This is a genomic window from Luteimonas changyuni (assembly GCF_039548395.1).
Lineage (GTDB): Bacteria > Pseudomonadota > Gammaproteobacteria > Xanthomonadales > Xanthomonadaceae > Luteimonas.
Genome location: NZ_JBCLUZ010000022.1, coordinates 1 through 24,926 on the forward strand (window position 1 = coordinate 1; position 24,926 = coordinate 24,926).

The following is a 24,926-nucleotide window of genomic DNA, read 5'->3' on the forward strand; positions in this document are numbered from 1 at the left end:
TGGAGGCAGGGGGGATGCCCAGAGCCGGCCATGGATGGCCGGCGGCCGGAACTGGGAGCAGGATGCGCATATTCCGGCTGGGCATCCCCCCTGCCTCCACGGCGGGCAGCGCTCACCCTCCCGGAGCAACCAGCCGAGAGTCCCCTCGATCCAGTGAGAACCTTCCTTTTTCGGGGCTCGCGTCGGTTAAGGTTCCAGCGGCGGCCGCGGATGCGGCGGAGGCGGGGTCCGGGGAATGGAATCGATGCTCATGCTGTTGGCGCTCGCCGTATTGGCGGTGCCCGTGCTGCTGGTCGTGGTGCTTGTGGCGCTCGGCAACCTGAAGCGGCGCGTCGACGAACTGGAAGGCGAGTTGGGGCGACTGCGCGCGGCGGAATGGACGGAGCTGGCTGCGCAACGCGCGTCGGCACGGAGCGGGGCCGCGGCTGGCGCGCCCGCAGCAGCCGCCAGATCGGCGGAGCCGCCGCTGCCCGGGTCGACCCTGGCCCATGCCGCCGCTGCGCGATCGACCACTGAGCCGACGGCTGTTGCGGCGTCGAGGGCGTCCGCCGCGCCGGCCACCATCGAGACGCCGAAGCTGCCAGCCGCGCCCACAGGCGCCGCGCTGCCGCCGCGGCCGCCGCCGCGCATCGAACCGATTCCCGGAACGGCACGGCCCGTGCCCGGGTCTCCGGCCACGCTGGATCGCCTGGCCACGATGGCCAGGCGCTGGTTCACCGAGGGCAACGTGCCGGTGAAGGTCGGCGTGCTGGTGCTGTTGGCCGGCGTGGCGGCGCTGCTCAAGTACGCCAGCGACCAGGGCTGGCTGACGCTGCCCATCGGCATGCGCCTGGCGACGGTGGCGCTGGCGGCGCTGGCCGCGCTGGCGTTCGCGTGGCGCAAGCGTGAAAGCCACCGCAGCTTCGCGCTGGCGGTGCAGGGCGGTGCGATCGGCGTGCTGCTGCTGGTGGTGTTCGCCGCGTTCAAGCTCCATGGAATGCTGCCGGCGGGCGCCGCGTTCGCGCTCAGCGTGGGGCTGGTGGCAGCGCTGGGCGTGCTGGCGGTGCTGCAGGGGTCGCGCACGATGGCGGTGCTCGGCATCCTGGCCGGCTTCCTGGCGCCGATCTGGCTGTCCACCGGCAGCGGCAACCACGTGGTGCTGTTCTCGTACTACGCGCTGCTCAACGCCGCGATCTTCGCGATCGCCTGGCTGCGCCCGTGGCGCGAACTCAACCTGCTGGGCTGGGTCTTCACCTGGGGCATCGGCGTGGCCTGGGGCGTGCTTGCCTACGACCCGGACAAATACGCCAGCACGCAGCCGTTCCTGCTGCTGTTTTTCGCCTTCTACCTGCTGCTGCCGATCCTCTACGCGCGCAAGCGTGCGCCGGGCCGGCGCGACGTGGTCGACGGCTGCATGCTGTTCGGCACGCCGCTGGTGGCGTTCAGCCTGCAGGCGGCGCTGCTTGAAGGCGAGCGCATGCCCTTGGCGCTGTGTGCGCTCGGGCTGGCGGCGATCTATGCGGCGTTCGCGTGGTGGCAGCGGCGCGGCCCGCATCCGCTCCTCGGCGAATCCTACGTGCTGCTCGCAGCCGGCTTTGCCACATTGGCGGTGCCGCTGGCGCTCTCGGCACGTGCGACGGCGGCGGTGTTCGCGATTGAAGGCGCGGCGCTGATCTGGCTGGGCCTGCGCCAGGAACGTGGGCTGCCGCAATGGACCGGTGCCGGTCTCCAGATCGCAGCGGCAGTGGCGTTTTTCATCGGCGTGGCCGACCTGCCCCGGCCTGCGCCTGCGCTCGCCAATCCGGTGTTCACCGGTGCGCTGCTTCTGGCGCTGGCCGGCTTCGCCAGTGCGTGGTGGTATCGCGGTGCCGGGCGATCACCGGCCGCGGCGGCGTTCTATTGCTGGGGCCTGGCCTGGTGGTGCGGCAACGTGCTGCACGAGGTGGGCGCGCATGTCGCGTACGCGCTGAGCGCCGACGTGCTGCTGGCTGCATTGGCGGTGACCGCCGTACTGGCGGCGCTGGTGCATCGGCGACGTCCGGCGGCGGCGCTGGCGCTGACCGTGCTCGGCGCGTTCGTGCTGGCGGCCCCGCTGGCATTCGCCCAGCTCGGGATCCGTGGCCAACCGCTTGCAGGCTGGGGCGCGGCGGCCTGGCTGCTCTTTGCCGCCTGCGGGGTGCTGAGCCTGGTGAGCCTGCGTGGAGATGGCGGACGCTTTGCAATCTGGGCGCAGTTCGCCTGGTGGCTGCTGTGGCCGCTGGTGCTTTCGCTGGCGGCGGGTGAGTGCGCGCGTGCGCAGGCCTTGGGCGGCGGCTGGCAGCTGGCGCTGCCTGCGCTGCCGTGGCTGGCCCTGCTCGCGCTGCTGCAGTTCCGCTGGCGCTGGCTGCGGCAGCCGCTGGGTGCGGGTTTCGATGCATCGCGCGGCGCGCTGCTCGGCGTGTCCCTGGCGGTGGTGGGCCTGGGCTGGCTGCGCGCCCTGCGCGATGCCGGCGACAGCGCGCCGCTGCCCTGGCTGCCGCTGCTCAATCCGCTGGACCTCGCCCAGCTTGCGGCGCTGGGGCTGTTCGCATGCTGGCTGTGGTCGGCGCTGGCACCGGTGGAGTTCGCGCGGCGGCGGATCGCCGTAGTGTCGGCGGCCGGCTTCGTGCTGGCGACCTGCGTGACCCTGCGCGCGGTGCATCACTGGGGCGGGGCGCCGTGGGGCGAGGGGCTGTGGTCAAGCAGCCTGGCGCAGACCGCGCTCACCGTGGTCTGGAGCGTGCTCGGGGTCGGCGGCTGGATCGCGGGATCGCGGCGCGGCCAGCGCACGCTGTGGCTGGCGGGCGCGGTGCTGATGGCGCTGGTGCTGGCCAAGCTGGTGCTGGTCGATCGCCAGCACCTGGGCAACCTGCTGGGCATCGGCTCGTTCCTGGCTTACGGCCTGCTGTGCACGCTGGTCGGCTGGTTCGCGCCGGCGCCGCCGCGCGCAGGCGCCGACCCGGACGCTGCCGGGGCGGAGGCTTCGGCAAGCGTCTGAGCAACCCGGGCAGGGACGCGCAGCGTCGTGGGTTCCGCCGCGGGACGGGCGCTCAGGCCTTGCAGCCTTCCGGGCCGCATGCGCCGCCGTCGGCACCGCTACCGATGGCGGGCGTCGGCGCCAGCTTCCGCAGCGCTTCCGCAAGTGCTTCCGGAGGATGCGCGCCCTGGATGCCGTGTTCGCCATCGATGACGAAGGTCGGCACTGCGCGGATGCCCATCGCCCGCGCGCGGCCGAGTCCGGCCTGGACCTCCGCCACGCCTTCGTCGGACGCGAGCATCGCGCGCACGCGGGCCGCGTCGAGGCCGCCGGCGGATCCCGCCGCCACCAGAACCCCGGGATCGGCCAGGTTGCGACCTTCGGCAAAATGGGCGTGAAACAGCGCTTCGCCGACCGCATCGGCATCGCCCTCGCGCGCCGCCAGCCACATCAGGCGGTGCGCGGGCAGGGTGGTGACCCGCACCTGGCCGCGGTCGAAGTCCATCGGCAGGCCCTCCTCACGCGCGGTGGCCTGGGTACGCGCAAGCATCTGCGCGGCCTGCTCCGCGCCGCCGAACTTGGCGGCATAGGCATCGCGCAGCGGAACCGGCGTGGCGTCGGCGTCCGGATCCAGAAGGTAGGGATGCCAGTGCACCTCGACCGCGGGCGCGTCTTCGCCAAGCAGCGCGAGCGCGCGCTGGAAGCGGTGCTTGCCGATCCAGCACCAGGGACAGACCAGGTCGGACCAGATGTCGATGCGCATGGGGTTCACCTCTGCGGTTTGCGTTCGTGGACGACGCGCGTGCCGGCCACGCGGTCGTGCCAGGTCAGGCGGTCGCGGTCGACCCACGCCCACCAGAAGCCGAGCCCGGCCGCCGCCAGCGAAAGCGTGGCCACGGCGTAGCGCAGCCACATCAGCTGCCAGGAGGGCACGGCGCCGTCGGCGGCGACCATGCGCAGCCGCCACGGCCGCATGCCCAGCGTCTGCCCGCCGCGGCGCCAGCTCACGGTCGCATAGCCACCGGTGACCACCCAGCAGCACAGCCACAGCAGCCACTGCAGCGGGCTCCAGGGCGCGATGTTCTCGCGTGGCGCATGCCCGGCCAGCGTGTAGCCCAGCGCGAACAGGAAGCCGAGCAGGAACCACAGCGCCAGCACCGGCAGCAGGTCGTACAGCATCGACAGCAGGCGCCGGCCGATGAAGGCGCCGTGGCGGGCGCTGGGGCTGGCGCCGGTGGCGCCGTCCGGCGGTACGGTGTCGGCGTGGGGAGCGGATGACATCGCCACAGGATAGCCGGCGCGGCCCGCGCACCGCTAAGCTGGGGCCGATGTCCGCGTCCACGCCCGCCGAGCGCCGAACGCGCGCGATGCGGCTGCCGCCGCTGCGCGATGCGGATGCGCGCGCCATCGATGCCTTCATCGATGCCTGGTGGGCCGAATCCGGCGCCGCCCGGCAGACCCTGGACAGCTATCGCCGCGACCTTGGCGGCTTCGCGCGCTGGCGCGACCGCGGCGACATCGCCGATGCCGGCCGCGGCGATCTCTTCGACTACCTGGCGTGGCGCAGCCATGGCGGCTGGTCGCCGCGAAGCAACGCACGCCTGCTTTCGGCGCTTCGCGCCTTCTATCGCTGGCGCCTGCGCCAGGGCCTGCGCGCGGACGATCCCACCGCGCTGCTGGAGCCGCCGAAGCTGCCGCGGCTGCTGCCAAAGGCCCTGGCCGAGGGTGAGATCGACCGCCTGCTGGCCGCGCCGGACGTGGGCGGTGCCGACGGCCTGCGCGACCGCGCGATGCTCGAGCTGATGTACGCCTGCGGCCTGCGGGTGAGCGAATTGGTGGGGATCGCGGCCAACGGCGTCAACCTGCGCCAGGGCGTGCTGCGGGTGTCGGGCAAGGGCGGCAGGGACCGGGTCGTGCCCCTGGGCGAGGAGGCGCGGCACTGGCTGGAGCGCTACCTGGCCGATGCGCGCCCGGTGCTGGCCGGCGGCCGCGCGATCCCGGTGGACGACAGCGGCGAGGCACCCCTGTTCATCGGCCGCCGCCTGGCGCCGCCCAGCCGCCAGGCGTTCTGGGCCACGGTGAAGCGCCACGCGGCCGCCGCCGGCATCGACCCGGCGCGCGTGAGCCCGCACGGCCTGCGCCACAGCTTCGCCACCCATCTGCTCAACCACGGCGCCGACCTGCGCTCGCTGCAGATGCTGCTGGGCCACAGTTCGCTGTCCACCACCCAGATCTACACCCTGGTCGCGCGCGAGCAGCTCAAGCGGCTGCACGCGAAGCACCATCCGCGCGCCTGAGGCCCGCGAAGCCCGCCGCCCGGTGCCGACGCGGGCCTGTCGGCCTGCCTGAAAGCCGGCGCAACGCGAAGCCGCCGCCGGGCCATCCGCGCCGGGACGCGTGCGAGAATGACCGGCCAGCCGCCGGACCCCGGGCGGCACCGTCGAGTCGAGACCGCGAATGAAGTCCTTGCTGCCCCTCCTCCTGTGTGCCGCCAGCCTCACCGCCTGCGCCCAGTCGCCCGGCGATGCCCCGGCAGGCGAAGTGTCGCCGGGCGCGGCCACGGCCGGCGGCCAGGGCCTGGCCAGCGCCGCGGCCGGGTCGGCCGAGGAGCGCGCGATCCAGGCGCTGCAGTCGATCAATCCGCGGATCGAGGTCGACCACGTCGGCGCCGCGCCGCTGCCGGGCTTCCGCGAAGCGGTGGTCGGCGGGCAGATGGTCTACATCAGCGACGACGGCCGCTACCTGCTGCAGGGCGCGCTGTTCGACGTCCGCGAAAAGAAGGACCTGAGCCAGGCCGGCATGGCCGAGGTGCGCCGCGAGCTGCTGGCGACGATCCCGGCTTCGGAGCGCATCGTGTTCGCGCCGGCCAATCCCGAGTACACGGTCAGCGTGTTCACCGACGTCGAGTGCGGCTACTGCCAGAAGCTCCATGAGGATATCGAGGAATACAACCGCCTCGGCATCGCCATCGAATACCTGGCCTTCCCGCGCATGGGACCCGCCAGCGAGGACTTCGGCAAGATGGTGTCGGTGTGGTGCGCGGCCGACCGCCGCGCGGCGCTGTCGGCCGCCAAGCAGGGCCGCAAGGTGCCCGCGAGCGACTGCACCAACCCGGTCGCCAGGCATTACGACATCGGCCGCCGCGTGGGCCTGACCGGTACGCCGATGATCGTCACCGCCGACGGCACGCAGATGCCGGGCTACATGCCGCCGGCGGATCTTCGCGCCGCGCTGGACCGGCTGGCCGCGGACGCCGGCGCCACGGTGCCCGCCGCCGCCCCGGAGTCGGCCGCCCCGGGCGTCGCCGGCAGCCGCTGAGCCGCCTGGCCGCGCGCCGGCAGCGCCGCGGCTTCGCTACAATGGCCGGCCCGTTCCATCACGGTCCAATCCGGTCATGATCGTCCTCGAAGGCGCTCCCGCGCTGCCGCCGTTCCGGCGCGAACGCCTCCAGGCCCGCCTGCAGTCCATCGATCCCGGCATCCGCATCAGCGGCGCCTGGCATGTGTACTGGGTGCTTGCCGACGCCGACGCCGGCGCAGTGATCGACCGGCCGGCCCTGCACCGCATCCTCAAGGCCTCCGACGCCGCTGCGCCGGTGGAGCCGGGCGCCACCACGCGCTATGTCTCGCCGCGCCTGGGCACGCTGTCGCCGTGGGCGAGCAAGGCCGCCGAGCTGCTGCGCGGGGCCCGCCTGCCGGTAGCGCGCGTGGAGCGCGGAACCCGGCTGGACATCGTCGGCTGGCCGGCCGATCCCGCCGTCGCCGCCGTGCTGGCACAGGCGTTGCACGACCCGATGACCCAGTCGCTGCTGGCCTCGCACGGGGACGCCGGGGCGCTGTTCACCGTGCCGCCGCGCGGCGCCGTCGAAGTGATCCCGCTGGCCGGCCTGGAAGCCGCCAACCAGCGCCTGGGCCTGGCGCTGGCCGACGACGAGATCGCCTACCTGCGCGAGCGCTACGGCGCGCTGGGCCGCGACCCGCACGACGTCGAACTGATGATGTTCGCGCAGGCCAATTCCGAGCACTGCCGGCACAAGATCTTCAACGCCTCGTGGACCATCGACGGCGAGGACATGCTGGCCCGGGGCGGGGCCGCCAGCAGTCCGCAGTCGCTGTTCGGGATGATCCGCCACACCCACGCGCAGACCCCGGAACACACGCTTTCGGCCTACAGCGACAACGCCGCGGTGGTCGAAGGCTATCCGGCACGGCGCTTCCAGCCCGACCCGGAAAGTGCCGTGTACCGCGCCGGGCCCGAGCGCGACGGCGCGTTCTGCATCAAGGTCGAGACCCACAACCACCCGACCGCGATCTCGCCCTTCGCGGGCGCCTCCACCGGCGCCGGCGGCGAGATCCGCGACGAGGGCGCCACCGGCCGCGGCGGCAAGCCCAAGGCCGGCCTGGTCGGCTTCAGCGTCTCGCACCTGCGCATTCCTTCGCTGCCGCAGCCCTGGGAGGCGCCGCGCGCGCTGAACCCGCGCATGGCGCCGGCGCTGGAGATCATGACCGAGGGCCCGCTGGGCGCGGCGGCGTTCAACAACGAGTTCGGCCGGCCGAGCCTGACCGGTTATTTCCGCAGCTTCGAACTCGCCGAGAGCGAGCGCCTGGTGCGTGCCTACGACAAGCCGATCATGCTTGCCGGTGGCCTTGGCGCGATCGATCGCGACCAGGTCACGAAGCTCCGGCTGTCGCCGGGCGACGCGGTGGTGGTGCTGGGCGGCCCGGCGATGCTGATCGGCCTGGGCGGCGGTGCGGCAAGCTCGGTGGCCTCGGGCGAAAGCGCCGAAGCGCTCGACTTCGCCAGCGTCCAGCGCGACAACCCGGAAATGGAGCGCCGCTGCCAGGAGGTCCTTGACCGCTGCACGGCGCTGGGCGAAGCCGGCAATCCGATCAAGTGGTGCCACGACGTCGGCGCCGGCGGCCTGTCCAACGCGATCCCGGAGCTGCTGCACGACTCCGGCGTGGGTGGGGTGGTCGACCTTGGCCGCGTGCCCAGCGACGATCCATCGCTGTCGCCGATGCAGCTGTGGTGCAACGAGTCACAGGAGCGCTACGTGCTCGGCATCGCGCCGGAGCGCGTCGAGGAATTCGCGGCACTCTGCAGGCGCGAGCGCTGCCCGTTTGCGGTGGTGGGCTACGCCACCGCCGAGGAGCGGCTGGTGGTCGGTTACGACGTGCTGCCGACGCCGTCCGCGACGGAGCACCTCGAAACCGTGACGGCCGCTGCGGCTATCGAGGGCCCGGGGCAGGGCGCAGGCGATGTCGCCACGCGACCCCTGCTGTCGAGCGGCGTGCTGCCGATCGACCTGCCGATGGACCTGATCTTCGGCAAGCCGCCGAAGATGCACCGCGATACCGCGCGCACCACGCCGCACCGCTGGCCCCAGCTCAACGCCGTCGCCCTGGCCGCCGCCGGCCGCCCGGGCGAGGCCCTGCACGAAGCCGGCCTGCGCGTGCTCGCGCATCCGACGGTGGCCGCCAAGCAGTTCCTGGTCACCATCGGCGACCGCAGCGTAGGCGGCCTGACCGCGCGCGACCAGATGGTCGGGCCGTGGCAGCTGCCGGTGGCCGACTGCGCCATCACCCTGGCCGGCTTCCACGGCCAGTCCGGCGAAGCGATGGCGATCGGCGAACGCAGCCCGCTGGCCCTGATCGACGCCGCCGCCAGCGCGCGCATGGCGGTGGGAGAGGCGATCACCAACCTCTGCGCGGCGCCGGTGGAATCGCTTGCGCGCACCAAGCTGTCCGCCAACTGGATGGCCGCCGCCGGCCACCCCGGCGAGGACGCGCGCCTGTTCGACGCCGTGCACGCGGTCGGCATGGAGCTGTGCCCGGAGATCGAGCTGTCGATCCCGGTCGGCAAGGATTCGCTGTCGATGCAGGCGCAGTGGCAGGCCGACGGCACCGCGCGGGCCTCGGTGTCGCCGGTCTCGCTGGTGGTCACCGCCTTCGCGCCGGTGGCCGACGTGCGCGCCCAGCTCACGCCGCTGCTTGCGCGCGAGCCGGGCACCGAGCTCTGGCTGATCGGCCTGGGCGCCGGCAAGCAGCGCCTGGGCGGCTCGATCCTGTCGCAGGTGCACGGCGCCTTTGGCGGCGCCTGCCCGGATCTCGACGATGCGCAGCGCCTGCGGGCGTTCTTCGAGCTGATCCGCGACGCACGCGAGGCCGGCCTGCTGCTGGCCTACCACGACCGTTCCGACGGCGGCGTCTTCGCCACCCTGTGCGAAATGGCGTTCTGCTCGCGCGTCGGCATGGACATCGACCTCGACACCTGGGGCGAGGACCGCACCGAGAACGTGTTCCGCACCCTGTTCAACGAAGAGCTGGGCGCGGTGGTGCAGATCGCCGCCGGCGACCGCGTCGAGTTCGTCGATCTCATCGAGCGCCACGGCCTGGTCGAATGCGCGCAGCGCATCGCCCGTCCCACCACCGCCTCTTCGGTGCGCGTGCTCGACGACGGCGAGGTGATGGCGGAGTGGGCCTGGCAGGACCTGATGGCTGCATGGTGGTCGGTCAGCCACGCCATGCAGCGCCAGCGCGACAATCCCGACTGCGCCGATGCCGAGCGCGACACCGCGCTGCGCTTCGACGCGCCGGGCCTGCAGCCCGATCTCGGCTTCGACCCCGGCGAGGACATCGCCGCGCCCTATGTCGCCAGCGGTGCGGCGCCGCGGGTCGCGATCCTGCGCGAGCAGGGCGTCAACGGCCAGGTGGAGATGGGCGCAGCGTTCACGCTGGCCGGCTTCGAGGCCGTCGACGTGCACATGAGCGACCTCATCGAAGGCCGCGCGCGGCTGGACGGTTTCGCCGGCCTCGCTGCCTGCGGCGGCTTCAGCTACGGCGACGTGCTGGGCGCCGGCCGCGGCTGGGCGACCTCGATCCTCGAGCGCGACATGCTGCGCGAGATGTTCACGCGCTTTTTCGCCCGTGGCGACAGCTTCGCGCTGGGCGTGTGCAACGGCTGCCAGATGCTGTCGCAGCTCAAGGAGATCGTGCCCGGCGCCGCCCACTGGCCCGGCTTCCAGCGCAACCTGAGCGAGCAGTTCGAAGCCCGCCTGTCGATGCTGGAGGTGGTGGAATCGCCCTCGCTGTTCCTGCGCGGCATGGCCGGCTCGCGGATCCCGGTGGTGGTGTCGCACGGCGAGGGCCGGGCGGAATTCAGCGACGAAACCGCCCGCGCCGCTGCCCGCGTGGCGCTGCGCTATGTCGACGGCGACGGTCGCCCGGCAACGGCCTATCCCGCCAATCCCAACGGCTCGGATTCCGCCATCGCCGGCCTGACCAGCGACGACGGACGGGTGACGCTGCTGATGCCGCACCCGGAGCGCACCCTGGCCACGGCCAACTTCAGCTGGGCGCCGGCCGGTTGGCCGGAGGCCTCGCCCTGGCTCAGGATGTTCCGGAACGCGCGGGTTTCCGTGGGCTGAGAGCCAGGGCAATCGGGCGTGTTGTGTGCAGGGGGAACTCGCGCACAACAGGCTCGTCGCAATCGCATGACTGCCTGCGCGGTGGCGCGGCCGTTTCTGATCAGTTGCCGATGTCTTCCTTGTAGTCCTGCTCCACGGTCTTGATGCCGACACCCGGGGGCAGGCTGCAGCTGAAAGCAGGATTAGCGAAGTCAATGCCGCGTTCGCTCGCCGACCATGTCAAGGTTGCGTGGTCAATGTTGGCGGGCATGCTCACCGACCTTGTCAGATAAATTGGATACAGCAAGTAGCGGTCGCCATCTACAAGGGTGCATGAGACGGGCGCTGCGACGGCGGAGTTATTGATCAGGGTCACCCTGAGGGACGAAAAGTGGGGCGCAGCAAGCCCCACCCCTTCGAGACCGCAGGTGATGAACGTTCTCGTGTCGCCTTCGTTCTGCACAGCCAACGGACGCTTGCGCACGACCCCGTCGAACACCGGCAACGCACTCTGGCAGGCCGCAGCCGCCATCACCACCCGGCTGCGGTCGATGGTGTCGGCGGATGCGGTGCCCGCAGTCGTCGCTACGAGCGTGGCCAGAGCGGCCAGGGTGACATTTTTCAACATGTGATTGCGCGACAACCCCGACTGCGCCGATGCCGAGCGCGACACCGCGCTGCACTTCGATGCGCCGGGCCTGCAGCCCGATCTCGGCGCCGACGCCGCCGCCGGCCTGACCAGCGACGACGGCCGGGCCACGCTATCAGGGCGTCGCGGTCACGAACCTTTGGCCCACCGCCTTGATGCCGGTGCCCGGGGGCAGCGAGCAGCTGATCGCCGGGTAGATGAAGTTGTCGCCCTCGTTGTCGACGCTCGTCCACGCCGCTTCCGTCATCGGCGTGTTGGCGCCCAGCAGCACCGTTTTCGGCATGTAGACCGGATCCGAAATGCTGTCGCGGCCGTCGACGAGGGTGCAGTTCACCGTGGCCTGGCTGCTGGAATTGTTGACGAAGCCGATGAACACACGGGTGGTGGCCTGCTCCGCGTTGAACCTCCCTTCCAGGCCGCAGGTGACAAACGTGATGCTGGTGCCTTCGTTCTGCACCGCCAACGGGCGCTTGCGTACCACGCCATCAAAGACCGGGAGCGCGGTCTGGCACGCGCCTGCAGCCAGGGTCACGCGCGAATCGGAGGGCGTGCCGGCGTTGGCCGCGGCGGGGAGGGCCAGCGTGAGGGCGAGGATGAGCGCTGCTTTTGCCATGTCGTGTCTCGTTGTGATGGTGGTGCGTGCACAACGCACGCATCTCCAATGAACGACGCAGGAAGGCGATTGCGGACATCGTGGAGCCGCTCGCGGCGGCCGCCGCGTTCGCCGCGCACCGATTTGTCCAGGCATCACTTGCTAGTATCCGAGGCTGCGCGGCCGCCCCTCCATATACGATTGGCTGGCGGGCACGGATGCCGCGACACCCACTGCGATGGAACGGGGTACGGATTTGCCAGACGATTGCACGGAAGAGATCTGCGCCAGCGCGGTCGAGCTCGCGCCACTGCTGTATCCGGACCTGCGGCGGGCGGCGCGCGGCATCCGCGCCGGCTATCGCGGAGGGGGAACCCTGCAGACCACGGCGCTGATCCACGAGGCCTGGCTCAAGGTGCTGCGCGGGGGACCCTGGGAAAGCCGCAGGCATTTCCTCGCGGCGGCGGCCGTGGCCATGCGCCACGTGCTGGTCGACCAGGCGCGTGCGCGCTCACGCCAGCGCCGGGGCGGTGGCGTGGCGGCGGTCAGCCTGGACGAAGCCTTCCACTCGTTCGAGGTGGCAACGGACATCGCGGGGCCGGACGACGACGCCAGCATCGCGATCGGCGATGCCATCCGTGACCTGGAGCGGATCAGCCCGCGCCTGGCGCGGGTGGTCGAGTGCCGCTATTTCGCCGGCTATACCGAGGCGGAGACGGCCGAGATCCTCGGCGTTACCGAACGCACGGTGCGGCGTGACTGGGTCAAAGCCCGGGACTGGCTGCAGCACCAGCTGCGTGACTTCGGGGAGCAGCCTGCGCCTGCTGAGCCGGCGACGGATTGACTCCGGGTGGCTCGCCATCGCGCCAACCTGCCTCGAGCCGATCCAGCTGCTCCAGCGCGCCGCTGCCCCCGGGACCCAGGGACGCCAGTATCCGACGGGCATCCGAGGCGGCCTGCGTGGCGCTGTCGCGCGCACCTGTCGAATAGTGGATTCGCGCCCGCGAGATGCCCAGCATCGCCGCCAGCAGGTGCTGCTCGCCGTGGGCATCGCGGATCAGGGGCAGGAGTTCGTCCAGCACGCCGTGGCCTTCGAGGGGGCTGCCGATACCTGCGAGCGCCTCGGCCAGGCCGAGTCCCGCGGCCAGCGACACCGGTGCCGCCGGCCCGCCGGCGTGGGCCTGGCCCATCTCGATCGCCTCGCGCAGGAGCGGGATCGCCTCCTGGTGGCGACCGAGCTGGCTGAGGGTCTTGCCCAGGTTGTTCAACAGGGCCGCAGTCGCGGTGGATGGCCCGTAGAGCTCCCGTCGCAGCTGCAGGGCCGCGCGCATGCTGGCCGCTGCCTGCTCGGAGCGCAGCAGGCGCGCCTCGACCGCAGCGAGGTTGTTGAGCGTGTTCAGCGCATCGGCGCTGCGCTCCTGGCCCAGAGCGGTCCACAGTGAGTTCGCCTGCTGGAACCGGTCGCTGGCCTGTTCCAGCTGGCCGGCCTGGAAATACGTGATGCCGAGGTTGTTGATCAGCACTGCGGTGTCGCGATGCGTTCGCCCGGAGAGCGCGATCCGCTGCTCGAGCGCCTGTTCAAGCGTTGCCAGCGCGCGCGGGAAGTCGCCGTCCGCGCGTTCCAGCTGTGACTGGATCAGGCGGCTGTCGAGCAACTCGGACTGATAGCGCCGGGGTTCGCCGGACCAGAATGCCTGCGCCTGGCGCAGGAGGTCCCAGGCTTCCTCGATCCGGCTTTCGCGATAGTTCACCTGCGCCAGGTCGTGCTGCGCCATCGCCCGCACGTCCGCGGGGATCCGGTTGCCCCGCTGGACCAGTCGCTCGAGCAGTGGCCGGGCGCCGGTATAGTCGTTGAGCTGGAAGAACAGTTCGGAAAGCGCGATGGAGATGTCGGCGTGGGCTTCGGGGTCGTTGGCGAACTGTTCGTCGACCTCGTCCGCGGCACGGGCAAGCACGTCGCGCGCGGTCATGTCGTCGTTGCCCTGCAGCTCGCCGGCGGACCGGAACATCAGCATCAGGTACTGGCGCACGGCGTCGTTGCGGACCACCTCGCGCCGGGCATGGTCGCGCTCCATGGCGGCTTCGCGCCCCTGCACGATCACGCCGCCAAGGCCCAGGAGCAGGCTGGCGGCGGCAACGCCGGCCAGTGCGGTGGCCAGCCTGTGGCGACGCACGGTGCGCACCACGACGTAGGCAAGCGTCGGTTTGCGCGCCCTGATCGGGCGTTGCTGAAGATGCGCTTTCAGGTCGTACGCGAGCTCGTCGGTGTTGCGGTAGCGCTTGCCGGGCTCGGGCTGCAGCGCCTTCAGCACGATGGTGTCCAGGTCCCCGCGCACCGCGCGCGCGGCCGCTCCGCGCAGCCGGCTGCTCGGCCGCGGGGTGTCCTGCACCCACAGCCGCTCCAGCGCGCGCATCAAGGGCAGGCCCCCGAGCTGCCACGGCCGCTCGCCGGTCAGCAGTTCGAACATGATCACGCCGAGTGCGAACACGTCGGTGGCGGTGGAGATCGTGCCGCCGTCGAGTTGCTCCGGCGCGCAGTAGTCCGGCGAGGCGCGGATCACCTGGGTGGCGTCGTCGTCGACGCCGGACAAGTGCTTCGCGATGCCGAAATCGAGCAGGCGCAGGCGTCCGTCGGCCGACACCAGCATGTTCCCGGGCTTCAGGTCGCGATGCACCACCAGGTGCCGGTGCGCATGCCCGACCGCATCGCAGGCCTGCAGCACCAGCCCCAGGCGCTCGCGCAGCGGCAGGTGGCGTGCGTAGTCGGTCACCGGCTGGCCGTCGACGTATTCCATGACGGCATACGGCGTGCCCTGGTACTCGCTGCCGTCCAGCAGGCGCGCGATCGAAGGATGCTCGAGGCGGGCGAGGATGCGACGCTCGGCGGCGAACCGGGTGCGGTCCTCCTCCGACTCCATGCGCAGCAGGAGCTTCAGCGCAGCGCGCTGCTCGAAATCCGCATCCACCCGCTGCGCGAGGTAGACCTCGCCCATTCCGCCGCGGCCAATCAGACGTTCCACGCGCCAGTTGTCGACCAGGGTCCCGGACTGCAGGCGCGGCTGCAAGGCCGGGGCCGGGCCCGGCGCGGTGACGTCGCGGGTCTGGCTCGCCTGCAGCAGGCGCTCTACTTCGGCGCGGATGCCGGCATCCGCTTCAAGCGACGCCAGCAGCGCCGACTGCTCCCCGGCCGATGCATCGACGACCTCGTCGAACAGCTCCCACGTCCGCTTCCAGCGTGCTGCATCCATGTGCTCCCGCTCCTCGCCTGTGCGACCGGCGCCGGATATTCACAGCCGGCGCCGGTACTCCCCTTGGTCGATGGTATCCGAAGCGATTGCAACCGGCCGCCCCGCCCCGCCCCCGGCTACGGCATATTCCAGCTGCGGAGATGCGCTGCTTGCAGGCCTACTGCCCGATGTTCTCGACGAACATCTGCCGGACGTGCCGGATTCCATCTCCTGGAGACAGCGCACAGCTGATCGCGGCCGATGCGTACGCCGCTCCGCCGTTATGGATGGCACTGGTCCACCTGATGTGGTTTTCATAACCCTCCAACATCGACGTGGATCCCGCCTGGTACCCGAGCGCCGAGATTCCGCCGTTGGTGCTGGCCCGCCACGACACCAGCGTGCAGCTCCTCGTCACGGCGCTGGGGTTCATGAACACGAGTTCGATCACATTGGTCCTTCCGGCGCTGTGCCCGGTCAGTGCGCAGGTGACAAAAGCGGTACCGGACGACTCGTTGACAAGGCCCAGCGGCCTGACGCGGATCCTCCCGTCGTAGGCGGGCAGGGCGGGCCGACAGATGTCGGCGGCCGGACGTTGCTCGTCGCGGGTGACATCTGCCGCATGGGAATCCAGTGGAAAGGCGACGCTGGTGATCAATGCAAGAGATGCGATGGCCTGGAACTTCATTGGTGATTGCCTCCGTGGTTGACGGAGGTAGATCGCAGGAGGCGTTGGTGAACCGCCACATGCGCATGGCATGGCATGGCCAGCTGCCGGACACCGGTGGTGGCCTGTCGCGCCGCCTCCCGCCTGCTAAAGTCCCGCCACCCACACAGGCCCTGCAGACGCAGCATGAATACCGTGAGCGCCCACGCCACCCTGGAAACCACGGCCGACGAACGCATCGTCGCTGCCCTGCTCGAGAAGGGCCGGGTGAAAGACGCCGACCTCGGCCGCGCGCGGCGCCTGCAGGAGGAAACCGGCGGCAGCCTGCTGTCGCTGCTCGGGCGCCTGGGCCTGGTGTCCGAGCGCGACCACGCCGAGGCCTGCGCCCAGGTCATGGACCTGCCGCTTGCCAGCGTCAAGGACCTGCCGGAGATGCCGCCCGAGGGCACGCCGCTGACCGCGCGCTTCATGACCCAGTTCCACGTCGTGCCGGTGGGCGAGGGCGATGGGGTCATCGATGTGCTTGCCGCCGATCCGCAGGACCCCTATGCACTCGACGCCGTGCGCCTGGCCACGGGCAAGGCGGTGCGCGTCAGCGTGGCGCTGCGTTCGGAAATAGCGGGGCTGGTCGAGCGCTGGCACGGCCAGGGCCGCAGCGCGATGGGTGCGATCGTCGAAAGCGCGGAAGGCGACGGCGGCGACATGGACGACGTCGAGCACCTGCGCGACCTCGCCTCGGAAGCCCCGGTGATCCGGCTGGTGAACCTGGTGATCCAGCGCGCGGTCGAGCTGCGCGCCTCCGATATCCACGTCGAACCGTTCGAGAACCGGCTGAAGGTCCGCTACCGCGTCGACGGCGTGCTGGAGGAGGGCGAAAGCCCGCCGACCAACCTCACCGCGGCGGTGATCAGCCGCATCAAGATCATGGCCAAGCTCAACATCGCCGAGCGCCGCCTGCCGCAGGATGGCCGCATCATGCTGCGCGTGCAGGGCAAGGAGCTCGACCTGCGCGTCAGCACCGTGCCCACCGCGCACGGCGAAAGCGTGGTGATGCGCCTGCTCGACCGCGAGACGGTGGTGTTCGACTTCCACAAGCTCGGCTTCACCGACAACTTCCTGCCGCAGTTCGAGGCCGTGCTGCAGCAGCCGCACGGCATCCTGCTGGTCACCGGCCCCACCGGCTCCGGCAAGACCACCACGCTGTACACCGCGCTGTCGAAGCTCAACACCGCCGACGTCAAGATCATCACCGTCGAGGATCCGGTCGAGTACCAGATCGAGGGCATCAACCAGATCCAGGCCAAGCCGCAGATCGGCCTGGATTTCTCGCACGCGCTGCGCTCGATCGTCCGCCAGGACCCGGACATCATCATGATCGGCGAAATGCGCGACCTGGAGACCGCGCGCATCGCGATCCAGTCGGCGCTGACCGGCCACCTGGTGTTGAGCACGCTGCATACCAACAACGCCGCCGGCGGCATCACCCGCATGCTCGACATGGGCGTCGAGGATTACCTGCTTACCTCGACCATCAACGGCATCCTCGCCCAGCGCCTGGTGCGCCGCCTGGAGCCGACGCATGCGGAGAAGTACCCGGCGTCGCCGGAGGAGATCGAGAAGTTCGCGCTGCGCAAGTACCAGCCCGAGGGCGACATCTTCCTGTACCGCCCGCGCGGCTCGGCCATCGCGCCCACCGGCTATCTCGGCCGCACCACGATCATGGAGTTCCTGGTGATGAACGACGCGCTGCGCCGCGCGGTGATGCGCCATGCCGGCATGGGCGAGATCGAGCAGCTCGCCCGCGAAGCGGGCATGCGCACGATGTACGAGGACGGCATCATCAAGGCGATGGCCGGCATGACCACCATCGAGGAAGTGCTGCGGGTGACCGAGGACGCCTGAGCCGCCGCCCATGCCGGGATGAATCCATGATAGACAGGATGCGGCGGAGCCGGCGCGCCATTCTTCTCGCCGGCAACAGGGGGAATTGGATGAAGTTCTTGACGAAGTCGTTGCTGTGTTCGGCCGTCCTGGCCGCGGGCGTCGCCCAGGCCGGAGTGCCGGCGGTCGAGCGCACCCAGTATTTCAACGCCGCGGCGCATTGCCAGGCGTCGCTGTCGAAATTCGATGACGCACTGCGCAAGCGCCCGCTTGCAGTGCAGAACGAGGGCACGACCAGTGTCTTCGTGACCTGCGCGATCCCCACCCAGGGCCAGGTCCAAGGTCTCGAGGTCTATGTCTCGAGCCAGGACGGCAGTGACGCACCGGTTGCCTGCACGGCGGTGACTGGCTGGCACGGCGGGACCAACTACTACGCGACGAAGGTCACCGATACCGCCTACGGCTATGGCGGGTTCTTCTGGAATGCGTCGGACTTCGTCGAAGGGGCCACCGAGTTCCCGACCAGCTTCCTCGCGATGTCATGCAAGCTTGCACCGGGCACTGGCCTCAACGATTTCTGGCTTCATTACTCCGAAACCGTCGGCTGAAGCCGGCTGCCGCCGCGCCGCTGCCCATCCGGCGGCGGCGCGTCACGCGACGCCTTGCCCTTCCGCCGCGCCCAGCACCGCCGCGACCTGCGGTAACGTGTCGGCCCCGTGTCCGAATGTCCGCCCCGCCGATGCCGCTCTACCGCTACAAAGCACTGAACACCCGCGGCGAGACCCTGGACGGCCAGATGGAGGCCGCCAGCGACGCCGAGGTGGTGCTGCGCCTGCAGGAGCAGGGCCACCTGCCGGTCGAAGCCCGGCTGGCCAGTGAAGGCGGCGGCGAGGGTTCGCTCAGGTCGCTGTTCAAGCCCAAGCCGTTCTCGGGCGAACGCCTGGTGCAGTTCACCCAGCAGCTGGCGACGCTGCTCGGCGCCGGCCAGCCGCTGGATCGCGCGCTGACCATCCTGCTCGACCTGCCCGAGGACGAAGGCGCCAAGCGCACCATCAGCGACGTCCGCGACCAGGTGCGCGGCGGCACGGCGCTGTCGACCGCGCTCGAGCGCCAGCACGGCAGCTTCTCGCGCCTGTACATCAACATGGTCCGCGCCGGCGAGGCCGGCGGCACCCTGCAGGACACGCTGCAGCGCCTGGCGGACTATCTGGAGCGCTCGCGTTCGCTGCGCGGCCGGGTGATGAACGCGCTGATCTACCCGGCGATCCTGATCCTGATGGTTGGCCTGGCGCTGCTGTTCCTGCTTGGCTACGTGGTGCCCCAGTTCGGCGTGATGTACGAAAGCCTGGATGCGGAGCTCCCGTTCTTCACGAAAATCGTCCTCGGCCTGGGCGAACTGGTGCGCGACTGGTGGATCGTGCTGCTGGCGGTGCCGGCGCTGGCAGCGCTGTGGTTCGACCGCCGCCTGCGCGACCCGGCGTTCCGCGCCCGCTTCGATGAATGGCTGCTTGCACTCAAGTTCGTCGGCGGCCTGGTGGCCCGGATCGAGACCGCGCGGCTGATGCGCACCCTGGGCACCCTGCTGAAGAACGGCGTGCCGCTGATAGCGGCCCTGGGCATCGGCCGCAATGTCCTCGGCAACCGCGCGCTCGCAGCCGACGTCGAAGCAGCGGGCGAGGAGGTCAAGAACGGCGTCGCTCTGTCCACGGCGCTGGCCCGCGGCAAGCGTTTCCCGCGGCTGGCGCTGCAGATGGTGCAGGTTGGCGAGGAATCGGGCGCGCTGGACACGATGCTGCTCAGGACCGCTGACACCTTCGAGGCCGAAACCGGCCAGGCGCTGGACCGCATGCTCGCCGCGCTGGTCCCGGTGATCACCCTGCTGCTGGCGGTGGTGGTCATGGTGGTGATCCTGGCGGTCCTGGTACCGATCTACGACCTCACCAATGTCATAGGCTAGCCGCCTGCCCGGCCGCGGGCACCCGACTCCCTTCATCAATACAGGCAGGTTCCATGCACAAGCGACCCTTCACCGTTTCCCCCCGCCGGTCCCAGGGCGGCTTCAGCCTCATCGAGATCATCGTCGTGGTGATGCTCATGGGCGGCATCGTCGCGTTCGCGGCCTCGCGCATCATGGGCGGTGGCGATCGGGCCAAGGTCCGCCTGGCCGAAGCGCAGGTGCAGACCATGGCCGAGAAGATCAACCAGTTCGAGATGGACACCGGCAGCCTGCCCAACGCCCTGTCGGAGCTGGTCAACTCGCCCGGCGGCGCGGCGGGCTGGCTTGGCCCCTATGCCAAGGCATCGGAGCTCAACGATCCCTGGAACACGCCCTTCGAATACCGCGTGCCCGGCGATGCCGGCGCCTTCGACATCGTCAGCTATGGCGCCGACCGCAAGCCGGGTGGCGAAAGCGTGGACGCGGACATCCGCTACGAATAGGGAGTCGCGGCAATGAACGCCGGGTGCGGCGGTGCGGGCGGCTGCGGCGGCTTCTCACTGCTCGAACTGCTGCTGGTCATGGTGCTGATTGCCGCCACCGGCGTGCTGGCCGCGGGCGTGGTCGGCGGCGGCTTCGCGCGCATGGAGCTGCGCAGCCAGACCCGCGAGGTCGCCACCCAGCTGCGCTTCACCCGCGCCCGCGCGCTCGATACCGGCGTGCCCCAGACCTTCAGCATCGATCCCGGCGGGCATCTGTGGCAGGCCGCGGATGGACGCAGCGGCGAGGTGCCGGCGTCGCTTGGCATCCACTTCACTGGTGCCCGCGAGCTGCAGCCGGCCGAAGGCGTCGGCGCGATCATGTTCTTCGGCGACGGCGCGTCCACCGGCGGGCGCGTGCAGCTGAGCCGCGACGAGGCCGCGTTCGACATCGACGTGGCCTGGCTGACCGGTGAAGTGACCGTGCACCGGGCCGAGCCGCGATGATCCGGCAGCGGCAACGCGGGTACACGCTGCTGGAAGTGCTGGTGGCCTTCGTGGTGCTGGCGCTGGCGCTGACCTTCCTGCTGGGCACGCTGTCCGGCGGCACGCGCCAGGTGCGCTGGTCGGCGGACGCAGGGCGGGCGGCGCTGCACGCGCAATCCCTGCTGGCCGATATCGGCGTTGGCGAGGCGCTGCGGCCCGGGCGCGATGAAGGTGATCTCGAGGACGGTCGCTACCGCTGGCAGCTCGAGGTCGCGCCCTGGGTCGATCCGCTGCGTCCGGGCGGTGCGCCCCGGGATCCGTTCGCCGCACAGCTCATGCAGCTGCGCCTGGAGCTTGCATGGGGCGACGGCACGCGCGCGCAGCGGCTGGCGGTCGACTCCTTGCGCCTGGTGCAGCCAGAGCCGGGGACGGAGCCATGAGCCGCACCCGGGCCGCCGGCTTCACCCTGATCGAGGTCCTGCTGGCCACGGCGCTGCTGGCCAGCGGCCTGGCGCTGGGCTTCGCGACCCTGCGCGCGGCCACGGCCACCGTCGAACGTGGCGAAGCCATGGCCGCCCGCAGCGAGCGCATGCGTGCGGTTGAAGGTTTCCTGCGCCGGCGCCTTGCCGCGGCGCAGGCCATCGCCTTCGGCCAGGATCCCGACAACGGTGGCGCGCTGCGCTTCATCGGCGAACCTGACCGCATCCGCTTCGTCGCCGACCTGCCCAGCTACCTCGGCCGCGGCGGTCCGCATCTGCATGACATCGCCGTGTACGGCCAGGGCGATGACACCGCCCTGGCCGTGTCCTTCGCCATGGTGCTGGCCGGTGAAACCATCGAAGAGGACCGGCCGCGCGAGCCGGAGCCGCTGGTCGAGGGCCTGACCGGGCTGCGCATCCTCTACCGCGGGCTTGATGACGAGAACGGCCTGACCGACTGGCTGGATGCGTGGGAATCCAGCGAAACGCTGCCGCTGCAGGTGTCGATCGAGATCGAGAGCGCCGGCGGCGGTGCCTGGCCGCCGCTGGTGGTCGCGCTGCCGCAGGCCGGAACCACACCGCACATGGGCAGCGGGCGCTCGCGCCTGGGGCCCGCGCAACGGCCCGCCCAGCGGCCCCTACAACGACCTGGCCCGCGGCCCGGACGGGGCGATGGCAACGGCCGGTCCCGCGTGCGCGACCGGTTCCCGGGGAGGCGCTGATGTCGACGCAGCGGGGCGCGGCCCTGATCCTGGTGATGTGGCTGGTGGCGCTCTTGACCGCGCTGATCGGCGCCTACGCGGCGACCGCGCGCATCGAGTACATGCAGGGGCGCGGCCTGCACGGCGCGGTTGCCGCCGAATCCGCCGCGCGCGCTGGCCTGGAGTACGCGCTTGTCCGGGTGCAGGCGCAGGAGCCCGACTATGCCTGGATGCCCGACGGCCGCCCGTATCGCTGGAACTTCGGCGCGGCGACGGTCGAGGTCCGGATCGTGGACGAGTCGGGCAAGGTCGATCTCAACGCCGCGGACGTGGGCCTGCTGTCGGCGCTGCTCCGTGCGGTCGGCGCCGGGCAGGATCGGGCCGATGCGGTCGCGGCCGCGATCGTCGACTGGCGCGACGCCGACGATCTCACCCAGCCGATGGGCGGCGCCGAGGCTCCGCAATACGCACAGGCCGAGAGGCCTTACGGTGCCAAGAACGCACCCTTCGAAACCGTGCCCGAGCTCGAGCAGGTGCTCGGCATGGACCGCGGCCTGTTCGAAGCCGTCGCACCGCACCTCACCGTGTTCAGCGGCCTGCCGCAGCCCGACCAGCGCTTTGCCGGCGGCGCCGTGCTGCAGGCGATTGGCGTCGACCCGCAGGCGATCCTGATGCAGCGCGACGCGGACGATGCATCGGCGCCCGATCTCGTGGGCGGCGGCAGCGGCACGTATAGTATCGACAGCCGCGCCCGGCTCGCCGATGGTCGCCAGGCCGTGCTGCGCGCTGTGGTTCGCGCAGGAGGGGGCGGATTGCCGGGTTCGGCGTACGTCCCGCTGCAATGGGAAGAGGGAGCCACGCCGCGCTGATGGCCGTCGCAAACGACACCGCTGCTGTAACACCGCGTCGCCGGGCGCTCGGACGCCTGGGTGGCTCGCTGCGCCCGCGCGCTGCCGGTTTCTGGCGCTGGTGGACGCAGGCGCTCGCCACCTGGCTGCCGCTGCGCCTGCGCGAGCTGTTCGGGCTCGCGCGCGAGCGCCTGCTGCTGCATGTGACCGCCGACGGCCTGCGCGTAGCCATCGACGGCGGCGCCGGGGCGCGAACGCTGGGCGACCTGCCGCCGCTGCCGGAAGGCGTCGACGACCCGCTGGCCTCGCTGCTGGCACAGCGCGTGGCCAAGCTGCCGCGCTGGCTGCTGCTGCCCGAAGCCGCCGCGCTGCGCCGGCGCATGCCGCTGCCGGCGGCGGCCAGTGCGCGCCTGCACGAGGTCCTCGGCTTCGAGATCGAGCGCCAGACGCCATTCCCCGCCGCCGAGGTCGAGTACGACGCGCGCCTGGTGGGCCATCGTGCCGACGGCCAGGTCGAAGCCGAACTCGTGGTGGTCCCGCGGCAGGCGCTCGAGGCGCGGCTGGCCGCGCTCGGGCCGCTGGCCACCACCCTGACCGGCGTCGACGTGGATGCCGGCGACGGCTCGGGCCTGGGGGTGAACCTCTTGCCCGGCGCGCGCCGCCACCGCCGCACCGATCCGTGGATGAGCTGGAACCTGGCCTTGGGCCTGGTGGCCGTGGTCGCCACCGCCGCCGCGCTGTGGCAGGTCCTGGACAACCGCCGCGCCGCGGCCGACGCCCTCGAAGCCGAAGTCGCGCAGGCCGCGACCCGGGCCCGCGGCGCCTCCACCCAGCGACAGGCCCTGGTCGACCTGGTCGAAGGCATGGCCTTCCTGCAGGCCACCCGCGCCGCGCGCCCGACCACGGTGGAAGTGATGGACGAACTGTCGCGGCGCCTGCCGGACTCCACCTATCTTGAAAAGCTGTCCATCGAGGACACGCGGATCCTGCTGATCGGCCTGAGCAACGAGGCGCCCTCGCTGGTGCAGCGGCTGGAAGGTTCGCCGCTGTGGCGTTCGCCGGCGCTGGCCGGGGCGCTGCAGCCGGATCCACGCAGCGGCCGCGACCGCTTCACCCTGACCGCCGAACTGGTGGTGGCCCCGGCCGCGGCCGCGCAGAACCCGGAGCCCGCGCGTGCGCGAAGCAATCCCTGACCGCGACCGCTGGCTGGCGCTGGCAGTCCTTGCCGGCGTGCTTGCCGTGGCCTACCTGGTGCTGGTGCACCCGTGGTGGACGGCGCCGATGCTCGACGTCGGCGAGCGCATCGAAAGCCTGCAGCAGCGGGACCTGCGCGTGCGCATGGAGCTCGCACAGGCCCCGCACGTGCAGGAGCGGATGGCCGAAGTGCAGGAGATCGCCGCGCGCGTGCCCGGATTCATGGCCGAAGGCAGCACGGAGCTCGCCACCGCCGCGCTGATCGCGCGCCTGGAGACCGCCGTGCTCGAGGCCAGCCCGGGCAACCGCAGCTGCGCCATCCGCAACCGCTCGCCGATGACCGAGCCGCGCCAGGGCCGCTTCCCGCGCGCGGTGGTCCAGGTGCGCCTGCACTGCGGCAATCCCGAGCTCGCCGCGGTGCTGCACTCGCTGGAGGGCGGCTCGCCGCGGCTGTTCGTCGACAACCTCAACGTGCTGGCCCCGCGCCAGGTCTTCGGGCGCACCGGCAACGGCGCCCAGGGCGCAGGGCTGGACATCACCTTCGACCTGTATGGCTACCTGCGGCCGGCGCCCGTCGCCCCGGGCCAGGGAGGCAATGATGCGCGCTGAGGCCCCGGGCGCGCGCACCTGGGTGCTCGGCGCCGTGGCGCTGTGGGCGCTCGCGACCTGGACGCTGGGCCTGTTCGGGCTCGGCGGGCGCGTCGACCGCCTGCCGCCGGATCCCGAACTGGTGCAGGCCCTGCCCGCGGCCGTCCAGCCCGGCGATGAGCGCCTGGGTCCGCTGGCGCAGTACGCCGAGCTGGGTGACCGGCCGATGTTCACCACCGACCGCCGGCCGCAGCCTTTCTTCATCAATCCGCAGGGGGAGGAAGCGCCGGCGGAGTTCGAGTACGTGCTGACCAGCATCCTGCTCACACCGGGGCTCGGGGTGGCGATCGTGCAGCCCGCCGAGGGCGGCGAATCGCTGCGGCTCAAGGTGGGCGAAAGCGCGGCGGGGGCGCCGGGCTGGCAGCTGGCCTCGCTGACGCCGCGCAGTGCCGTCTTCGATGGCCCCGAGGGCCAGCGCACGCTGGAGCTGCGGGTGTTCGACGGCGTTGGCGGCGAGGCCCCGACGGCGATGTCGACCCCGCCCGCCGCCGGCGATGCTCCGGCCCGTGGACGCACGGCCAGCGACGAGGGTGGCAATGGCGGGGCCGGCAACCGCCCGGTGGTGGTGACGACCTCGAGCTCGCCTGCGCCAACCGAAGTCGAAGTGCCGGCACCCGGCCAGCCGGCGCCGGACGCCGAAGTCGCCGCCGAGACCTCTCCGGAAGACCAGGTCAATGCCATCCGCCAGCGCATCGAGGCGCGCCGCGCGCGCCAGCGCGAGCAGGCCCAGCAGGAAGCAGAAAGCCAGTGACCGGCCCGA

General features: G+C 71.3%; 21 protein-coding genes and 1 pseudogene. 16 read left to right on the forward strand and 6 right to left on the reverse strand.

Features of this window, described 5'->3' with window-relative positions:
• Window positions 1-244: 244 nt before the first annotated feature.
• Window positions 245-2,995 (forward strand): DUF2339 domain-containing protein, encoded by a 2,751-nt coding sequence (locus WCD84_RS09395; RefSeq protein ID WP_343281191.1) that lies wholly within the window; start codon window positions 245-247, stop codon window positions 2,993-2,995.
• 52 nt (window positions 2,996-3,047) lie between these two features.
• Here the strand turns inward: WCD84_RS09395 and WCD84_RS09400 are convergent, their stop codons facing one another.
• Window positions 3,048-3,737: a DsbA family oxidoreductase gene (locus tag WCD84_RS09400; RefSeq protein ID WP_343254329.1), complete on the reverse strand. Its 690-nt coding sequence runs from the start codon at window positions 3,735-3,737 to the stop codon at window positions 3,048-3,050.
• Window positions 3,738-3,742: 5 nt separating this feature from the next.
• Window positions 3,743-4,255 carry an RDD family protein gene (locus WCD84_RS09405; protein ID WP_343281192.1) on the reverse strand — a complete coding sequence of 171 codons (513 nt, stop codon included), beginning with the start codon at window positions 4,253-4,255 and terminating at the stop codon, window positions 3,743-3,745.
• 47 nt (window positions 4,256-4,302) lie between these two features.
• On the opposite strand from WCD84_RS09405, the gene xerD reads away from it, so the two are divergent.
• From xerD to purL, 3 genes are all read left to right on the forward strand, one after another.
• Entirely contained in the window at window positions 4,303-5,271 is a 969-nt protein-coding gene (xerD, locus tag WCD84_RS09410) for a site-specific tyrosine recombinase XerD (RefSeq protein ID WP_343279071.1), read from the forward strand.
• Window positions 5,272-5,431: 160 nt separating this feature from the next.
• Entirely contained in the window at window positions 5,432-6,292 is an 861-nt protein-coding gene (locus WCD84_RS09415; protein WP_343281193.1) for a DsbC family protein, read from the forward strand.
• Between the two features lie 76 nt (window positions 6,293-6,368).
• Window positions 6,369-10,400 carry a phosphoribosylformylglycinamidine synthase gene (purL, locus tag WCD84_RS09420; RefSeq protein WP_343281194.1) on the forward strand — a complete coding sequence of 1,344 codons (4,032 nt, stop codon included), beginning with the start codon at window positions 6,369-6,371 and terminating at the stop codon, window positions 10,398-10,400.
• A 100-nt stretch (window positions 10,401-10,500) separates the two neighbouring features.
• Here the strand turns inward: purL and WCD84_RS09425 are convergent, their stop codons facing one another.
• Window positions 10,501-11,004 carry a hypothetical protein gene (locus tag WCD84_RS09425; RefSeq protein WP_343281195.1) on the reverse strand — a complete coding sequence of 168 codons (504 nt, stop codon included), beginning with the start codon at window positions 11,002-11,004 and terminating at the stop codon, window positions 10,501-10,503.
• 139 nt (window positions 11,005-11,143) lie between these two features.
• Entirely contained in the window at window positions 11,144-11,641 is a 498-nt protein-coding gene (locus WCD84_RS09430) for a hypothetical protein (protein WP_343281196.1), read from the reverse strand.
• Window positions 11,642-11,876: 235 nt separating this feature from the next.
• Here WCD84_RS09430 and WCD84_RS09435 point away from each other — a divergent pair, with 235 nt between their 5' ends.
• Window positions 11,877-12,464 (forward strand): ECF-type sigma factor, encoded by a 588-nt coding sequence (locus WCD84_RS09435; RefSeq protein ID WP_343254322.1) that lies wholly within the window; start codon window positions 11,877-11,879, stop codon window positions 12,462-12,464.
• Here WCD84_RS09435 and WCD84_RS09440 read toward each other — a convergent pair.
• Together WCD84_RS09440 and WCD84_RS09445 are read right to left on the reverse strand one after the other, a co-directional pair.
• The gene (locus tag WCD84_RS09440) at window positions 12,385-14,868 is read right to left on the reverse strand and encodes a serine/threonine-protein kinase (RefSeq protein ID WP_343281197.1); all 2,484 of its coding nucleotides are present in this window, start codon (window positions 14,866-14,868) and stop codon (window positions 12,385-12,387) included. The two genes, WCD84_RS09435 and WCD84_RS09440, sit on opposite strands and share 80 nt — an antisense overlap.
• A gap of 157 nt (window positions 14,869-15,025) precedes the next feature.
• Complete coding sequence (locus tag WCD84_RS09445) at window positions 15,026-15,535, reverse strand: hypothetical protein (RefSeq protein ID WP_343254320.1); 510 nt, start codon at window positions 15,533-15,535, stop codon at window positions 15,026-15,028.
• 174 nt (window positions 15,536-15,709) lie between these two features.
• On the opposite strand from WCD84_RS09445, the gene gspE reads away from it, so the two are divergent.
• The 11 genes and pseudogenes from gspE to WCD84_RS09500 all read left to right on the forward strand — a co-directional run bounded on the left by gspE (window position 15,710) and on the right by WCD84_RS09500 (window position 24,917).
• On the forward strand, window positions 15,710-17,416 hold the full coding sequence (gspE, locus tag WCD84_RS09450) for a type II secretion system ATPase GspE (protein ID WP_449280095.1): 1,707 nt from the start codon (window positions 15,710-15,712) through the stop codon (window positions 17,414-17,416).
• An 89-nt stretch (window positions 17,417-17,505) separates the two neighbouring features.
• The gene (locus tag WCD84_RS09455; protein WP_343279079.1) at window positions 17,506-18,003 is read left to right on the forward strand and encodes a hypothetical protein; all 498 of its coding nucleotides are present in this window, start codon (window positions 17,506-17,508) and stop codon (window positions 18,001-18,003) included.
• A gap of 131 nt (window positions 18,004-18,134) precedes the next feature.
• Window positions 18,135-19,352: a type II secretion system protein XpsF gene (gene xpsF, locus WCD84_RS09460; RefSeq protein WP_343281231.1), complete on the forward strand. Its 1,218-nt coding sequence runs from the start codon at window positions 18,135-18,137 to the stop codon at window positions 19,350-19,352.
• 53 nt (window positions 19,353-19,405) lie between these two features.
• Window positions 19,406-19,834: a type II secretion system major pseudopilin GspG gene (gspG, locus tag WCD84_RS09465; RefSeq protein WP_343281199.1), complete on the forward strand. Its 429-nt coding sequence runs from the start codon at window positions 19,406-19,408 to the stop codon at window positions 19,832-19,834.
• Window positions 19,835-19,846: 12 nt separating this feature from the next.
• The gene (gene xpsH / locus WCD84_RS09470) at window positions 19,847-20,317 is read left to right on the forward strand and encodes a type II secretion system protein XpsH (RefSeq protein ID WP_343281200.1); all 471 of its coding nucleotides are present in this window, start codon (window positions 19,847-19,849) and stop codon (window positions 20,315-20,317) included.
• Window positions 20,314-20,736, forward strand: coding sequence for a type II secretion system protein XpsI (xpsI, locus tag WCD84_RS09475; RefSeq protein WP_343281201.1), 423 nt, complete (start codon window positions 20,314-20,316; stop codon window positions 20,734-20,736). The genes xpsH and xpsI overlap by 4 nt, the downstream gene beginning before the upstream one ends.
• Window positions 20,733-21,344, forward strand: a pseudogene (locus WCD84_RS09480) (prepilin-type N-terminal cleavage/methylation domain-containing protein); the annotation flags it as partial. The gene xpsI and the pseudogene WCD84_RS09480, both read left to right, overlap by 4 nt.
• Before the next feature lie 152 nt (window positions 21,345-21,496).
• Entirely contained in the window at window positions 21,497-22,345 is an 849-nt protein-coding gene (locus WCD84_RS09485) for a type II secretion system minor pseudopilin (RefSeq protein WP_343254312.1), read from the forward strand.
• A complete protein-coding gene (locus tag WCD84_RS09490) occupies window positions 22,345-23,517 on the forward strand; it encodes a PilN domain-containing protein (protein ID WP_343254311.1) in 1,173 nt (390 codons plus the stop codon). The genes WCD84_RS09485 and WCD84_RS09490 overlap by 1 nt, the downstream gene beginning before the upstream one ends.
• Window positions 23,498-24,127, forward strand: coding sequence for a type II secretion system protein GspM (gspM, locus tag WCD84_RS09495; protein WP_343254310.1), 630 nt, complete (start codon window positions 23,498-23,500; stop codon window positions 24,125-24,127). Before WCD84_RS09490 ends, gspM begins: the two co-directional genes overlap by 20 nt.
• Window positions 24,117-24,917: a hypothetical protein gene (locus WCD84_RS09500; protein WP_343254309.1), complete on the forward strand. Its 801-nt coding sequence runs from the start codon at window positions 24,117-24,119 to the stop codon at window positions 24,915-24,917. Before gspM ends, WCD84_RS09500 begins: the two co-directional genes overlap by 11 nt.
• The last annotated feature ends 9 nt before the right edge of the window (window positions 24,918-24,926 follow it).

Excerpts from the sequence above, each read along its gene's own strand:
- WCD84_RS09395 (WP_343281191.1), top strand. The coding sequence starts at position 245 with ATGCTCATGCTGTTGGCGCTCGCCGTATTGGCGGTGCCCGTGCTGCTG.
- WCD84_RS09400 (WP_343254329.1), bottom strand. The coding sequence starts at position 3,737 with ATGCGCATCGACATCTGGTCCGACCTGGTCTGTCCCTGGTGCTGGATC.
- WCD84_RS09405 (WP_343281192.1), bottom strand. The coding sequence starts at position 4,255 with ATGTCATCCGCTCCCCACGCCGACACCGTACCGCCGGACGGCGCCACC.
- xerD (WP_343279071.1), top strand. The coding sequence starts at position 4,303 with ATGTCCGCGTCCACGCCCGCCGAGCGCCGAACGCGCGCGATGCGGCTG.
- WCD84_RS09415 (WP_343281193.1), top strand. The coding sequence starts at position 5,432 with ATGAAGTCCTTGCTGCCCCTCCTCCTGTGTGCCGCCAGCCTCACCGCC.
- purL (WP_343281194.1), top strand. The coding sequence starts at position 6,369 with ATGATCGTCCTCGAAGGCGCTCCCGCGCTGCCGCCGTTCCGGCGCGAA.
- WCD84_RS09430 (WP_343281196.1), bottom strand. The coding sequence starts at position 11,641 with ATGGCAAAAGCAGCGCTCATCCTCGCCCTCACGCTGGCCCTCCCCGCC.
- WCD84_RS09440 (WP_343281197.1), bottom strand. The coding sequence starts at position 14,868 with ATGGATGCAGCACGCTGGAAGCGGACGTGGGAGCTGTTCGACGAGGTC.
- WCD84_RS09445 (WP_343254320.1), bottom strand. The coding sequence starts at position 15,535 with ATGAAGTTCCAGGCCATCGCATCTCTTGCATTGATCACCAGCGTCGCC.
- WCD84_RS09455 (WP_343279079.1), top strand. The coding sequence starts at position 17,506 with ATGAAGTTCTTGACGAAGTCGTTGCTGTGTTCGGCCGTCCTGGCCGCG.
- xpsF (WP_343281231.1), top strand. The coding sequence starts at position 18,135 with ATGCCGCTCTACCGCTACAAAGCACTGAACACCCGCGGCGAGACCCTG.
- gspG (WP_343281199.1), top strand. The coding sequence starts at position 19,406 with ATGCACAAGCGACCCTTCACCGTTTCCCCCCGCCGGTCCCAGGGCGGC.
- xpsH (WP_343281200.1), top strand. The coding sequence starts at position 19,847 with ATGAACGCCGGGTGCGGCGGTGCGGGCGGCTGCGGCGGCTTCTCACTG.
- xpsI (WP_343281201.1), top strand. The coding sequence starts at position 20,314 with ATGATCCGGCAGCGGCAACGCGGGTACACGCTGCTGGAAGTGCTGGTG.
- WCD84_RS09485 (WP_343254312.1), top strand. The coding sequence starts at position 21,497 with ATGTCGACGCAGCGGGGCGCGGCCCTGATCCTGGTGATGTGGCTGGTG.
- WCD84_RS09490 (WP_343254311.1), top strand. The coding sequence starts at position 22,345 with ATGGCCGTCGCAAACGACACCGCTGCTGTAACACCGCGTCGCCGGGCG.
- WCD84_RS09500 (WP_343254309.1), top strand. The coding sequence starts at position 24,117 with ATGCGCGCTGAGGCCCCGGGCGCGCGCACCTGGGTGCTCGGCGCCGTG.